Below are 12,479 nucleotides of genomic sequence, written 5' to 3' on the forward strand. Positions count from 1 at the left end.
CGATTTGCAAAGATTCAAGAGCGGAGCTCGTCATGGCTGAAGTAGTACTCAACAACGTTCGCAAAAATTACGATCCGGCTGTTCACAAGGACACCCTGCGCAACATCAACCTCTCCATCAAGGAAGGGGAGTTCATTGTCTTCGTCGGCCCGTCAGGCTGCGGTAAATCCACCCTGCTGCGGATGATCGCGGGTCTGGAAGACATCACCAGCGGTGAGCTGACCATCGGCGGTCGCTACATGAACGACGTGCCGCCGGTAGAGCGCAACGTCGGCATGGTGTTCCAGTCCTACGCCCTTTATCCACACATGAACATCTACGAGAACATGGCCTTTGGTCTGAAGCTCAAGAAGATGGACAAAGAGAACATCCACAAGCGGGTGATGCGCGCCGCCGAGATCCTGGGTCTTGAGCCGCTGCTGGACAGAAAGCCCAAGGCGCTCTCCGGTGGTCAGCGTCAGCGTGTCGCCATCGGTCGCTCCATCGTGCAGCAGCCGCAGGTGTTCCTGTTTGACGAGCCGCTCTCCAACCTGGATGCCGCGCTGCGGGTCAAGATGCGGATCGAGATCGCCAAGCTGCACAAGGAGCTCAACTCCACCATCATCTATGTGACCCACGATCAGGTGGAAGCGATGACTCTGGCCGACAAGATTGTGGTGCTGAGCCCGCTCAAGGCCGAAGCTGCCACCAACCTGGAACAGTTCGGTTCACCGCTGGATCTCTACCACAACCCGGACAACAAGTTCGTGGCGGGCTTTATCGGCTCTCCCAAGATGAACTTCCTGGCGGGCGAGTTGCTGGAGATTGGCGAGCAGGAGTGCCTGGTCAAGTTGACCTCTGGCGATACCGTGCGTGCCCGGGTCGATGCCCGCAGTGGCGCTGTGGGTGACAAGGTGGAGCTGGGCATTCGCCCCGAGCACCTGATGCCGCTGGATCACCCCCATGCGCACAGCAAGGTGAGCGGGATCGTGCAGGTGGCCGAGCACCTGGGCGCCGAGTCTTTCGTTTATATGGATGTGGATGGTCACGACTTTACCGTCAAGGCCACCTCGGATGTGGATGTGGCGACCGGTCAGACCTACAGCGTGGGTATCCCGGCCGAAGCCTGCTACCTGTTCGATGCCAAGGAGCAGGCGTTCCCCCGTACCGCCAAATATATCCGTACCTGATTTTTTGTTGTGCTGGTTTTCCTTTCTTAATAATCAATGCCTTTTTGCCGGTCGTCAGACCGGCTTTTTATTGCCTGCGATTTGAACATGCAGATAGGCAAGGTAACCCGGTTCAGGCCTCGAGTTCGGCGGTAATATCGGGCACAAAGGTCTGGCTGGCCAGCGGCGGGCGCTCATACCCTTCGGTCTTGATGGGGGGGAGCTTGATAGGCTCGTAGTGGATCGCCTCGTAGGGCACCTTGCTCAGCAGATGGGCGATGCAGTTGAGGCGAGCACGGCGCTTGTCGTCAGCCTCCACCACGAACCAGGGGCAATCCTCGGTGTCGGTGTAGGTGAACATGTCATCCTTGGCGCGGGAGTATTCCACCCAGCGCGAGCGGGACTGCAAATCCATCGGGCTGAATTTCCAGCGCTTGATGGGGGTGTTGATCCGCTCTTTAAAGCGCTTCTCCTGCTCCTCGTCGCTGACCGAGAACCAGTATTTGATCACCGTGATGCCGGAGCGGATCAGCATCCGCTCAAACTCGGGGCAGGCGCGCAGAAACTCGCGATACTCGGCATCGCTGCAAAATCCCATCACCCGCTCGACTCCGGCCCGGTTGTACCAGGAACGGTCAAACAGCACCATCTCGCCAGCGGCGGGCAGGTGGGCCACATAACGCTGAAAGTACCACTGGGAGCGCTCCCGATCGGAGGGGGCGGGCAGCGCCGTGACCCGGCAGACCCGGGGGTTTAGCGGCTCGGTGATCGCCTTGATGACGCCCCCTTTACCGGCGGCGTCCCGTCCCTCGAACAGTACCACTACCTTTAACCCCTCCTGCTTGACCCACTCCTGCAGCTTGACCAGCTCCTCCTGCAGATGGGCAAGGTGGTGCTCGTAGCACTTCTTGTCCAGACGCGGCCGCTTCTTGCTCTTCTCCTTCGCCATGGGCTTCTCCTTTTGGCATCCTTTCATGGGTGACTTCTTTGGGTCACTGTCAGCTTGCACCAGGGAGGCGTCACCTGCCAAGGGGGACGTGATACACTGCCCGCCCATCGCTGGCAACAGGAGATAACATGAAGCATTTTATGGAGATAGCGGGCCGCCGGATGGCCTATCTGGATGAAGGGCAAGGGCCGGTACTGCTGTTTGGTCACAGCTATCTGTGGGATAGCGCCATGTGGGCGCCGCAAATCGAGGCGCTCAAGGGCAGCTATCGCTGCATCGTTCCCGAGCTGTGGGGCCACGGTGATTCCGACCTGCTCCCCGAAGGTGGCTGCACCCTGGCGACTCTGGCGCGGGATCACCTGGCGCTGCTCGATGCTCTCGGGGTTGACGAGTTCGTGCTGGTGGGCCTCTCCATCGGTGGCATGTGGGGTGTGGAGCTGGCGCGCATGGTGCCAAACCGCCTCAAGGGTCTGGTGCTGATGGACAGTTTTGTCGGCCTCGAGCCCCAGATCACCTGCGAGCGCTACCTAGGCATGCTGGCGATGATCGAGCAGCTCGGCACCGTCCCTGCACCCATCATCGAACAGGTAGCGCCGATCTTCTTTGCCAGCCAGCCTGATGAGGCGCTGTTGAGTGGTTTCAAGGCGCGTCTGGCCGCTTGGCCAAACGAGAAGATTGCCGCCATGGTGGCGGTGGGCCGCAGCTTTGTGACCCGCGAAGATCGTATCGAGTGGCTGGAGGAGATCACCACTCCCGCACTGGTGATGACCGGCTGCGAAGATAAGGCGCGTCCGGTGCTGGAGGGCTATCTGATGGCCGAGGTGCTGGGTTGCCCGTTCAGGGAGATCCCGATGGCTGGCCACATCTCGTCGCTGGAAAATCCGGCCTTCGTCAATCAGCAACTGACCGAGTTTCTGGCGGCGCTGTAAGCCTGAATTGGCAGCTTGAGCAGGCTGTACTACCAGCCTGATGGTCGTGAAAAAGGGAGCCGAGGGCTCCCTTTTGTTTGGTCGTGTCTCACGGTTCAAGACTCATAACCGTTACCAGATATAGCCCAGCGCAAAACCCGCATAGAGCTCGCCATCGTGCTGGACGATGGGGCTGTTTTTGATGTCCCGATCATACCATTCGTAGTTCATGGCAAACATGCCAATCCAGTTGGGGCTGAAGCGGTAGCTGGTGATGAGGGCCGCCATCGGGGAGAGGGTGGTACCGGTATCCCAAGCGGGCCGCTGGGCGGTTGCCTCGCTCTCGGAGATGCCGCCGAAGTAGTAGTTGGCCATCTTGTCGCTGCGCAGCATCAGCCCCATCCCCGGCATGATCAGCAGGTTGTCGCGCAGGATGGGGAAGTCGGCCCACAGCAGCAGCTCCTGCCCCTTGCTGCGGCCGGTGACATCGCTGTTGGCCCGCACGGTCAGCAGGGCATAGGGGGTGATGATGTTGCCACCGATCCCGCCTTCCAGCTGCCATTTTCGCTGCTCCATACCACTGAAAGCGGGCGAGTCCTCGGGATCCAGATTGCCAAAACGGACCCGGCCATAGCCGTAGAGGGCCAAGTTCTCATCCTTGTGGAAGTAGTAGCGGGCCCGATCCCCCAGAAACATGAACTGGTCGCCAAAATAGATAAAGCCCGGGATGGCGTAGAGGGCGTTGTCCTGCGCTTCATAACGGGCCTGTCCCCCGATGAGCGCCGCACCGGCGACAAAGCCCTGTGGCACCGGGCTGGTAGGGCTGTCGCTGGTGAGCAGATCCATGGAACCAAGGTCGATATCGGCGCGGGCGGGCAGGGCGGCAGCGAGGAGCAGGGCCGTCAGCCCTGCTGCTCTGATTTGACGAAAAAAGGTCATGGACACACCGTTGTCACGATTGCAGGGGAAGTAGGTTATTGTGCGGCACCGGGCATCTCTTCACGTTTTGGCCAGGCATTGAGCACCGCCTTGACCAGGGTGGCGAGGGGAATGGCGAAGAAGACACCCCAGAATCCCCACAAGCCGCCGAAGACCAGCACGGCGATGATGATGGCCACCGGATGGAGGTTGACCGCTTCCGAGAAAAGCACCGGCACCAGCAGGTTGCCATCGAGAGCCTGAATGACCAGATAGGCCACCATCAGCCAGGCGAACTCGGGGGTGAGCCCCCACTGAAACAGGGCTACCATGGCGACCGGAACCGTCACCACGGCGGCGCCGATATAGGGGATCAGCACCGAGAAGCCGACTGCGACCGCCAGCAGCACCGAGTAGCGCAATCCCATCAGGGCGAAGGGGACATAGGTGGCGATGCCGACGATGAGGATCTCGATCACCTTGCCGCGGATGTAGTTGATGATCTGGTTGTTCATCTCGACCCACACCCGGTTGACCAGGGTGCGGTTGCGCGGCAGGAAGCGGCGCAGGCTGCCCATCAAGACCCGCTTGTCCTTGAGCATAAAGAAGACCATCAGCGGCACCAGAATGAGGTAGATCATGATGGCGACCACGTTGACCAGCGAACTGAGGGAGGCGCTTACCAGATGCTCGCCGCCACTGAGGATGCGCTGGCGAATATTGTCGATGACGGTCTCCACCAGACTGACGTCGATGAGCTCGGGGTATTTGTCCGGCAGGGTGCGGACATAATCCTGAGCGTGGGTCAGCATGGCCGGCGCCTCTTTGGCCAGATTGATCCCCTGACTGACCAGCGTCGGGATAAGACCCAGCAAGGAGGCGACTGCTACCGCAATAAAGAGGATCAGAATGACGCTGGTGGCCAGGGTGCGCGACAGCCCCGTTTTTTGCAGCCGGGCGACCGGCCACTCCAGCAGATAGGCCATTACCAGCGCCACCAGCAGGGGGGCCAGCAGATCGCCAAACAGCCAGATGATGGTGAAGCAGAACACCAGCAACAGGAAAAGGGTAACGGCATCGGGATCGGAAAAACGGGTCTGATACCAGCGCTTCAATACTTCTAACATGACGGCATCCTTACATCACTGGGGCTCAAGATGGTTGTTTCGCCCCGACAACCAACTGCAAAGAGAGGGTATTGTCCGCTTCTTGCTGCACCTCGACATGGTGGCCCTGACGGTGCAGATAGGCCGGAATATCCTGCCGGGAGCCCGCATCGGCCAGCCGGATGGTGACGGTTTGACCGCTTTTGGCCCCCCTTAACCAGAGCTTGAGCCGGATCAGCGGCTCGGGGCAACGCCAGGGGGTCAGGTCGAGAACTTCCATGGGGGCTCCATCAGGCAGGTGGCCGCTATTATGGCCGTGATAAGAGCATGAAACAACGCTTGTAGCCCTTGATGGGCAAGGGTATTCTGCCGAGGCCCTTTCTGATGGAGATAGAGATAACGTGGCACGTTTTTCCCCCCTGATGGCATCGCTTCCCCTGCTGGCTTCCCTGATGGGCGCCACGTTTCATGCCGAGGCCAACAATCAGCTTCCCGACATCGGCACGGCCGGGGTTGCTGCCCTGCCCATCGAGCAGGAAGTGCGTTACGGCAACGCTTTTATGCGCTTTGCCCGTGCGGGTCTGCCGATCATCGATGATCCGGTGCTGAGCCAGTACATTGACGATCTGGGTCAGCGACTGCTGACCAACGCCGATGGGGTACGTTTCCCGTTTACCTTCTTCCTCATCAATGATCCCACCATCAACGCGGCCGCCTTCCTCGGCGGGCGGGTCAAGGTGCACACTGGCCTCTTCCTCTACGCCGACAGCGAGAGTGAGCTGGCCTCGGTACTGGCCCACGAAATCACCCACGTGACCCAGCGCCATATCGCTCGTTACATGGAGGCGCAGGCGAGCAGCTCGGCGGTGACTCTGGCCGGTCTGGTGGGCTCCATCGCGTTGGCAGTGATCAACCCGACTGCCGGTATCGCCGCGCTGCAGACCACGCTGGGCCTCTCCATGCAGTCGGCCATCAACTACACCCGCGACAACGAATATGAAGCGGATCGCATCGGCATGAAGACCCTCTATGATGCCGGTTTCGATCCCATGGGGATGGCCAACTTCTTCCAGAAACTGGCTGCCGAATACCGTTACGCCAGCAAGCCGCCGGAGATGCTGCTCACTCACCCGCTGCCGGAGACCCGGATCAGCGAGGCCCGCGCTCGGGCGGGTAGCTATGGTCGCCGCGACTTGCCGCCCAGTCTCGACTTCTGGCTGGCCAAGGTGCGGATTCAGGTGCGTTTTGGTACCGATACCCCGCAGGGGCTGCTGAGCTACTTCGATAGCCGGATCCAGAAGGGGGATTATCCGCTCAAGGATGCCGCCATCTATGGCAAGGCGCTGGCGCTGATCCAGCTCAAGCGCACCGACGAGGCTGATACCCTGATGCAGGAGCTGGCGGCCCGTCATCCGGAAGATCTCTTTATCGTCGATGCCCAGACCGACATCGATCTGGCCAAGGGGCGCAGTGCCCAGGCCATCGCGCGCCTCGAGAAGTTCCGCAGCCGGATGCCGGACAACGAAGTGGTGGTGGTCAACCTCGGCAACGCCTATCTCGAGAGCGGCAACTACAAGAAGTCCATCGCCATCCTTGACCCCTATGCCCGTGCCCATGAGGAGAACAATCTGGCCTGGAACCTGCTGGCCGATGCCTATCGCAAGGCGGGTAGAATGACCGAGCTGCATATGGCGCGGGCCGAGATGCTCGCACTGCGCGGGGATTATCAGGCGGCCATCGACGAGCTGATCGTGGCACGCGGTACCACCAGCGATCGGATGACCCTGGCTCGTCTGGAGGCGCGCATCACCGAGCTGGAGCGGGCCAAGAAGGATCTCGACAGCCTCAAGGGCTAACGAAACCTATCAAACAAGGGCGCACTCTGGTGCGCCCTTGTTGTTTATGGCGGTGGCGTTGATGTGGGGGACGGTGATAGCAGCTATGGGCTAGTGACTCATGCTGCTGGCGGTCGCCTCGAGCATCTCGATCTGCTGCTGGTCGAGCTCGCCGACCAGCGTCTGCTTGAGCTTGCCCTCGCTATCGAGCAGATAGCTGGTGGGCAGGCCGCTTGGGCGAGGGAAGGGGAGTTTGGCATCTTCATTGGCAATAAGGAGCGGCACCTTGATGTGATACTGCGCAGCCAGCTTGTTCAGCTCCGCTGGCGTGGTCGGGTCGTAGTTGATGGCCACCACTGTGATCTGGCCTTCTGCCGCCAGCGCGTTGAGGCGCGGCATCTCCCGCAGGCAGGGGGTGCACCAGGGGGCGAAGTAGTTGACCAGCAGCGGCTTGCCGGCAAAGTGGCGCAGGCTGACCGACTGCCCTGTTGCATCGGTAAATTCGGGGGCGGGCGTGCAAGCGCCCAGCAGGCCAGCCACAATCAGCCAACAAATTCGTTTCAATTCCTTTCCACTGCCGCTTACCCTGACCATCACTTTCCCCTACAATAGCGCCGTTTCTAGTCCCATCTTGCGATTAATCAGGGAGTTACCATGAGCGAGACCCAAATCTACCACAATCCGCGCTGCTCCAAGAGTCGCGAAACCCTGGCCCTGCTGGAACAGCACGGGATCGCCCCTGATGTGGTGTTCTATCTGGAGCAGGCCCCAAGCGAAGATGAGATCCGCAACCTGCTCTCTCTGCTCGGTTTTAGCGATCCCCGCCAGCTGATGCGTACCAAGGAGGAGCTCTACAAGGAGCTGGGATTGGCCGATGTCAGCGGTGATGCCCTTATTCGCGCCATGCACCAGCATCCCAAGCTGATCGAGCGCCCCATTGTCATCAAGAATGGCCAGGCCCGCATTGGTCGCCCGCCGGAGCAGGTGCTGGAGATCATCAAGTGAGCACCCGCTTCGCACGTTGGCTGACTCTGGTCGGCTTCTTCGGTCTGCTGGGCTGGGTCATCCTCTGGCATCTGTGGCTATCACCCCATCCGGACCTCAACCCCTGGCTGCTGCCGGTGATCTGGACGGTGCCGCTGCTCTTCCCTCTCAAGGGAATCGTGCAGGGCAACCCCTACACCCACGCCTGGGGCAACTTCGTGTTGATGCCCTATTTCCTGCACGCCCTCACCCTGATCACCACGGATGAGGGGGAGCGGTGGCTGGCGGTGGTGGAGCTGGTCTTCACCACTCTCGCCTTTGTCGGCACCATCTATTACGCCCGACTGCGTGGTCGGGAGCTGGGCTTAAGCATTCGCAAAAAGAAAGACGAAGCCAACTGATGACAAACGCCCCGCAAGGGGCGTTTTTTATGGGGAAGCAGCTCTATCCAGAGGGATCACTGTGCCCCTTGGGCTGCCCGATATTGGGCCAGCTGCTGCTGGCTAAAGTCCATCAGCTGGGGATAGAAGCGCAGAAATCCCGCCTCGCATGTTTGCCACTGCGACTCATCGAGGGTCAACAGCGCCTCTCCCAGTTGTACCGGGCGGCGCAGTCGGCGACCGATGCCATTCAGCGCTTGCCCCAGCCCCTCCCTGTGGCGGTAGGAGGCGATCCAGTTCTGCTCGGCCATCCGTTTGAGGGGGAGTGGCAGTCCGTCCGGCAGGCGTGGGTGATCCGCCAATAGCTGGTCATAACTGCGTTGCAGGAAGCGGGGCAGGGGCTCGGTGCTGAACAGTCCCCAGTGCTGGCTCAGCCAGTGGTCGTAGATCATATCCACCACTATGCCGCCAAAGCGGCGCCAGGGGGCCTCGAAACTGGCGACGGCCGCCTTGTGCTCGGGGTGGCTGTCGGTGAAAGCGTCAATTTTGCGGTGTAGCCAGATCCCCTCATCGAAGTGGGCGGCAAGCCCCGTGGGCAGCGTGCCTTTGACGAAATCGCCGAGCAGATTGCCGGTGAGAGAGCTTCGGGTGTGGGCAGCCAGATGGAGATGGGCCAGAAAATTCATCGGTCGCTGTGGGTCTGTTATGGGATGGCAAGGTGCTTCGAGCCTAACGGATCCCGCCTGCCTTGACCATGATCGGGATTTTGCTACTGCCCTGTGGCTGCCTCTTGCCGGGCAAAATTCGGGCGTGCTAAGGTGATTGCCATCTTTGTCACAGGACGCGACAAACCACCATGATGCGCAAAGCCAGAGGCTTTTTTCTGGCCTTCTACTTCAAGCCTTTCTATCTCTCCGAGTGGTTCGACGAATAGATCGAACCTCTGGAGCAGTTCACTGACGCCCGCTCGGGCGTGATCTCGCTCATCCAGATTTTGCCGTTTTTGGTCATCGCATGCATTCGCCTGCGGTGCCTTGTCCGCGCTTGTGCGCTTTTTATGTAATGGAGTACACATGATGAAGATCAGACTGACCCTCTCAGCCCTGTTTGTTGCCAGCCTGCTGGCCACCCCCGCTATGGCCAAGGAGTGGAAAACCGTGCGTTTCGGGGTGGAGGGGGCCTACCCGCCCTTCTCCTGGACCGATGCGTCGGGCGAGATCAAGGGGTTTGATATCGATCTCGCCAACGCCCTTTGTAAGCAGATGGCGGTCAAGTGCGAGCTGGTGGCGCAGGATTGGGACGGCATGATCCCGGCCCTGCTGTCGCGCAAATACGACGCCATCATCGCCGCCATGTCGATCACCGACGAGCGGCGCCAGAAGGTCGATTTCACCGAGAAATATGCCCATATTCCCAATCGCTTTGTGGCGGCCAAGGGGACCGAGCTGACGCTGACCCCGGAAGGCATGGCGGGCAAGCGCATCGGGGTGCAGCGGGCCACCACCCACGATAAGTACCTGACCGACAATTTTGGCTCGAATGTCACCATCGTCCGTTACGGCAATGCCGATGAGGCCTATCTCGATCTGAAGGCGGGTCGGGTGCTGGCCCTGCTGGCCGATGCCTCTGCCATCGAGCAGGGGCTCCTTGGCAAAGAGGGGGGCGACAAGTTCGATTATGTGGGGCCCGCCCTGACCGATCGCCAGTGGTTTGGTGATGGCATGGGGATCGCCGTGCGCAAGAGCGATAAGGAGCTCAAGGGCAAGCTGGACGAGGCGATCAAGGCCCTGCGTGCCAATGGTACCTATCAGCAGATCAACCAGAAGTACTTCAAGTACGATATATATGGTGGTTGACGGGGGGAGGGAGCTTGCTCCCTCTCTTTTCATTGGGCAAGCGACAATCGTGCAAGGAGGATCGCCATGTTGACCCTGATCGAGGGGGCCGAGATCTTCAGCCCTACCCACCTTGGCCAGCAGGATCTGCTGGTGGCTGATGGCCGTATCGCCTGGATGGGCAAGGGGCTGACTGTGCCCACAAACTGGCCGCTGCATCGGGTCGATGGTCGTGGCCGCTATCTGGTACCCGGGCTGGTGGATCCGCTGGCCCATATCACTGGCGGTGGCGGTGAGGGGGGCTTTGCCTTTCGCACCCCGGAGCTGGCGGCGAGCGAGGCGCTCAAGGCAGGTGTCACTACCCTGGTGGCGGCGCTTGGCACCGACAGCCTGACCCGCACCCCCGCGCAGGTGCTCGGCAAGGTGCGCGAGTTTCGCGCCGCCGGGGTGAGCGCTTTTATGTATACCGGCTCCTACCATCTACCGGTCAAGACCCTGACCGGCACAGTGGAGTCGGACATCATCCTGATCCCCGAGGTATTGGGGGTGGGGGAGGTGGCCATCAGCGACCACAGATCCAGCGCGCCGACCCACGATGAGCTGGCCAGGCTTGCCAGCGAGGCGCGAGTGGCCGGGCTACTTGCGGGCAAGAGCGGGGTCAGCTTCTTTCATGTCGGGGATGGCAAGGGGGCATTGGCGCCCCTGCGGGCCCTGCGCGATGAGACTGACATTCCGCTGCGCCAGCTCTATCCCACCCACTGCAACCGCAACCCCTGGCTCTTTGCCGAGGCCATCGAGTGGGGCAAGGCGGGAGGCTGGGTTGATCTCACCACCTCGAGCTTTCCCGATCTGCTGGAGGATGGCGAGCGGCTTGCCGCCGATGCGTTTCTCGAGCTGCTGGCCGCCAATGTGCCTGCCGAGCGCATCACCTTCAGCTCGGATGCCAACGCCAGCCTGCCGCGTTTTGATGGGGAAGGGCGGCTAATCGAGATGCGCTGCGGTCAGATTGCCAGCCTGTGGCTGCAGTGCGTGCGCGCGATCCGGCTCGGTGTCTCGCTGGAGAGGGCGTTGGCCGCGGTGACAAGCAATCCGGCGCAGGCGCTGGGGCTCGGCAGCAAGGGGCGTATCGGGGTCGGGCAGGATGCGGATCTGCTGCTGGTGCACGACCGGACGTTTGCTATCGAACGGGTGATGAGTGGCGGCCAGTGGCGCGAATAAGGCTGCGGGTAATATCGTAGTCAGTGCGAGTGCGTGGTGGCTCCAAACAGCAAAAGCCCGACAACAAGGTCGGGCTTTTTTATCTGCAATGTGGAAATCAGGCTTAGATCGCCAGAAAACCGAGGATCAGGATGGGGCCGAGCAGGCTCAGGATAAAGCCGGAGACAATGGCCACCGGCACCACCTGAATGCCCCCTGATTTCTGGATGACCGGCAGGGTAAAGTCCAGCGCCGTGGCGCCGCCGTAACCGATGGCCGCCGAGGGGTGGCGTCGCATCAGGACCGGGATGATCAGAATGGCGATAAGCTCACGCCCAAGATCGTTGATAAAGGCAGCAGAGCCGAGCACCGGCCCCAGTTTGTCGGCCACCAGAATGCCGGAGAGCGAATACCAGCCGAAGCTCGAGCTCATCGCCAGACCATGGGTAAAGGGCATGCCCAGCCACTGGGCCGCCAGCAGGCTGCCCAGCCAGCTGCTGAGGATGACGGTGGCGGCTATCTTCATCCCCCAGGGGTTGAGCAGGATCTGGCGCAGCCGCATGCCGGAGTTGCGCATCTGCACCCCGATGAGAAACAGCAGCAGCATCAGTGCCCACTCGCTCCACTTGTCGATGGGCAGTGCGCGCAGATCCACCAGTAGACCCAGCAGCACACCGCCGAGCACCACAAAGCAGAGCTGCAGGGATTCCCACAACAGATGCAACTTGCCCGGCATCTTGGCATCGCTCGCCTCATGGGTCGGCGGCGTGCGCTTGTCGAGCCACCAGAGGGCCAGCAGGTTGCAGACCGTGATCGCGGTGAGCATCACCCCGGCGACCTTGAAGATCACCGCCAGATTGCTGCCCAGGTTCTCCACATAGGCAAGCCCGAGCCCCATCAGAAACAGAATGAGGTAGACCATCTTGCCCAGACTCTGGTTGACCAGCTTGATCAGCCGGGCAGAGGAGAGGGGAATCAGATAGCCGATTGCCAGTGGCAACAGGATCAGCAACACATTGAGCAGCATCGAGGCCTCGATCACAAAAACTGATAAAAACACCACCTTATCATTACTTATTGGCTCTGTGTCACATATCTCTCGCTTTCATGGCCGAAAACAGCTCTTTTGGGGGCAGATTGTTACTTTTTTGCCACAACCTCTCTGTTTGATAAGGTTCTGTGCGAGCCCGAGTGCACCAATGAAATCAAGTTGATCCAA

The 12,479-nt window shown here is 60.5% G+C and carries 14 protein-coding genes; 7 read left to right on the plus strand and 7 right to left on the minus strand.

The genetic code is table 11. The features are described from left to right. Positions 1-32 precede the first annotated feature (32 nt). Positions 33-1,169 carry an ABC transporter ATP-binding protein gene (locus tag ACB042_RS02100; RefSeq protein WP_005333867.1) on the plus strand — a complete coding sequence of 379 codons (1,137 nt, stop codon included), beginning with the start codon at positions 33-35 and terminating at the stop codon, positions 1,167-1,169. Positions 1,170-1,281: 112 nt separating this feature from the next. Here ACB042_RS02100 and ppk2 read toward each other — a convergent pair whose 3' ends face one another. Next, on the minus strand, positions 1,282-2,097 hold the full coding sequence (ppk2, locus tag ACB042_RS02105; RefSeq protein ID WP_069529166.1) for a polyphosphate kinase 2: 816 nt from the start codon (positions 2,095-2,097) through the stop codon (positions 1,282-1,284). A gap of 128 nt (positions 2,098-2,225) precedes the next feature. Between ppk2 and ACB042_RS02110 the strand changes: the two genes are divergently transcribed. Then, positions 2,226-3,026 carry an alpha/beta fold hydrolase gene (locus tag ACB042_RS02110; RefSeq protein ID WP_129503750.1) on the plus strand — a complete coding sequence of 267 codons (801 nt, stop codon included), beginning with the start codon at positions 2,226-2,228 and terminating at the stop codon, positions 3,024-3,026. Positions 3,027-3,137: 111 nt separating this feature from the next. Here the strand turns inward: ACB042_RS02110 and ACB042_RS02115 are convergent, their stop codons facing one another. The 3 genes from ACB042_RS02115 to ACB042_RS02125 are packed head-to-tail and all read right to left on the minus strand — an operon-like array spanning position 3,138 to position 5,309. Then, a complete protein-coding gene (locus ACB042_RS02115; RefSeq protein ID WP_144712635.1) occupies positions 3,138-3,944 on the minus strand; it encodes a MipA/OmpV family protein in 807 nt (268 codons plus the stop codon). 35 nt (positions 3,945-3,979) lie between these two features. Next, positions 3,980-5,050, minus strand: coding sequence for an AI-2E family transporter (locus ACB042_RS02120; RefSeq protein ID WP_371177676.1), 1,071 nt, complete (start codon positions 5,048-5,050; stop codon positions 3,980-3,982). 25 nt (positions 5,051-5,075) lie between these two features. Beyond that, positions 5,076-5,309 carry a sulfurtransferase TusA family protein gene (locus tag ACB042_RS02125; RefSeq protein ID WP_371177677.1) on the minus strand — a complete coding sequence of 78 codons (234 nt, stop codon included), beginning with the start codon at positions 5,307-5,309 and terminating at the stop codon, positions 5,076-5,078. Between the two features lie 121 nt (positions 5,310-5,430). Between ACB042_RS02125 and ACB042_RS02130 the strand changes: the two genes are divergently transcribed. Further along, positions 5,431-6,885 (plus strand): M48 family metalloprotease, encoded by a 1,455-nt coding sequence (locus ACB042_RS02130; protein WP_005352930.1) that lies wholly within the window; start codon positions 5,431-5,433, stop codon positions 6,883-6,885. 90 nt (positions 6,886-6,975) lie between these two features. Here ACB042_RS02130 and ACB042_RS02135 read toward each other — a convergent pair whose 3' ends face one another. Further along, positions 6,976-7,458 (minus strand): TlpA family protein disulfide reductase, encoded by a 483-nt coding sequence (locus ACB042_RS02135; RefSeq protein ID WP_371177678.1) that lies wholly within the window; start codon positions 7,456-7,458, stop codon positions 6,976-6,978. Between the two features lie 60 nt (positions 7,459-7,518). Here ACB042_RS02135 and arsC point away from each other — a divergent pair, with 60 nt between their 5' ends. Next, positions 7,519-7,869, plus strand: a complete 351-nt coding sequence (gene arsC, locus ACB042_RS02140; protein ID WP_342400727.1) for an arsenate reductase (glutaredoxin) — start codon at positions 7,519-7,521, stop codon at positions 7,867-7,869. After that, positions 7,866-8,249 carry a DUF2069 domain-containing protein gene (locus tag ACB042_RS02145; protein WP_005333836.1) on the plus strand — a complete coding sequence of 128 codons (384 nt, stop codon included), beginning with the start codon at positions 7,866-7,868 and terminating at the stop codon, positions 8,247-8,249. The genes arsC and ACB042_RS02145 overlap by 4 nt, the downstream gene beginning before the upstream one ends. Before the next feature lie 56 nt (positions 8,250-8,305). Here the strand turns inward: ACB042_RS02145 and ACB042_RS02150 are convergent, their stop codons facing one another. Further along, on the minus strand, positions 8,306-8,914 hold the full coding sequence (locus ACB042_RS02150; RefSeq protein ID WP_323977763.1) for an ACP phosphodiesterase: 609 nt from the start codon (positions 8,912-8,914) through the stop codon (positions 8,306-8,308). Positions 8,915-9,301: 387 nt separating this feature from the next. Between ACB042_RS02150 and ACB042_RS02155 the strand changes: the two genes are divergently transcribed. Next, complete coding sequence (locus ACB042_RS02155; RefSeq protein WP_101529955.1) at positions 9,302-10,084, plus strand: ABC transporter substrate-binding protein; 783 nt, start codon at positions 9,302-9,304, stop codon at positions 10,082-10,084. A 66-nt stretch (positions 10,085-10,150) separates the two neighbouring features. Next, positions 10,151-11,281: a beta-aspartyl-peptidase gene (iadA, locus tag ACB042_RS02160; RefSeq protein WP_371177679.1), complete on the plus strand. Its 1,131-nt coding sequence runs from the start codon at positions 10,151-10,153 to the stop codon at positions 11,279-11,281. Between the two features lie 103 nt (positions 11,282-11,384). Here the strand turns inward: iadA and ACB042_RS02165 are convergent, their stop codons facing one another. Next, complete coding sequence (locus tag ACB042_RS02165; protein ID WP_371177824.1) at positions 11,385-12,287, minus strand: lysine exporter LysO family protein; 903 nt, start codon at positions 12,285-12,287, stop codon at positions 11,385-11,387. Between the last annotated feature and the right edge of the window lie 192 nt (positions 12,288-12,479).

The organism is Aeromonas sp. S13(2024) (assembly GCF_041402405.1).
Lineage (GTDB): Bacteria > Pseudomonadota > Gammaproteobacteria > Enterobacterales > Aeromonadaceae > Aeromonas > Aeromonas veronii.

Bases quoted from the DNA above. Each gene is read 5' to 3' on its own strand.
- ACB042_RS02110 (WP_129503750.1), top strand. From the start codon at position 2,226: ATGAAGCATTTTATGGAGATAGCGGGCCGCCGGATGGCCTATCTGGAT.
- ACB042_RS02165 (WP_371177824.1), bottom strand. From the start codon at position 12,287: ATGCTGCTCAATGTGTTGCTGATCCTGTTGCCACTGGCAATCGGCTAT.
- ppk2 (WP_069529166.1), bottom strand. From the start codon at position 2,097: ATGGCGAAGGAGAAGAGCAAGAAGCGGCCGCGTCTGGACAAGAAGTGC.
- ACB042_RS02150 (WP_323977763.1), bottom strand. From the start codon at position 8,914: ATGAATTTTCTGGCCCATCTCCATCTGGCTGCCCACACCCGAAGCTCT.
- ACB042_RS02155 (WP_101529955.1), top strand. From the start codon at position 9,302: ATGATGAAGATCAGACTGACCCTCTCAGCCCTGTTTGTTGCCAGCCTG.
- arsC (WP_342400727.1), top strand. From the start codon at position 7,519: ATGAGCGAGACCCAAATCTACCACAATCCGCGCTGCTCCAAGAGTCGC.
- iadA (WP_371177679.1), top strand. From the start codon at position 10,151: ATGTTGACCCTGATCGAGGGGGCCGAGATCTTCAGCCCTACCCACCTT.
- ACB042_RS02120 (WP_371177676.1), bottom strand. From the start codon at position 5,050: ATGTTAGAAGTATTGAAGCGCTGGTATCAGACCCGTTTTTCCGATCCC.
- ACB042_RS02135 (WP_371177678.1), bottom strand. From the start codon at position 7,458: ATGGTCAGGGTAAGCGGCAGTGGAAAGGAATTGAAACGAATTTGTTGG.
- ACB042_RS02125 (WP_371177677.1), bottom strand. From the start codon at position 5,309: ATGGAAGTTCTCGACCTGACCCCCTGGCGTTGCCCCGAGCCGCTGATC.
- ACB042_RS02115 (WP_144712635.1), bottom strand. From the start codon at position 3,944: ATGACCTTTTTTCGTCAAATCAGAGCAGCAGGGCTGACGGCCCTGCTC.
- ACB042_RS02100 (WP_005333867.1), top strand. From the start codon at position 33: ATGGCTGAAGTAGTACTCAACAACGTTCGCAAAAATTACGATCCGGCT.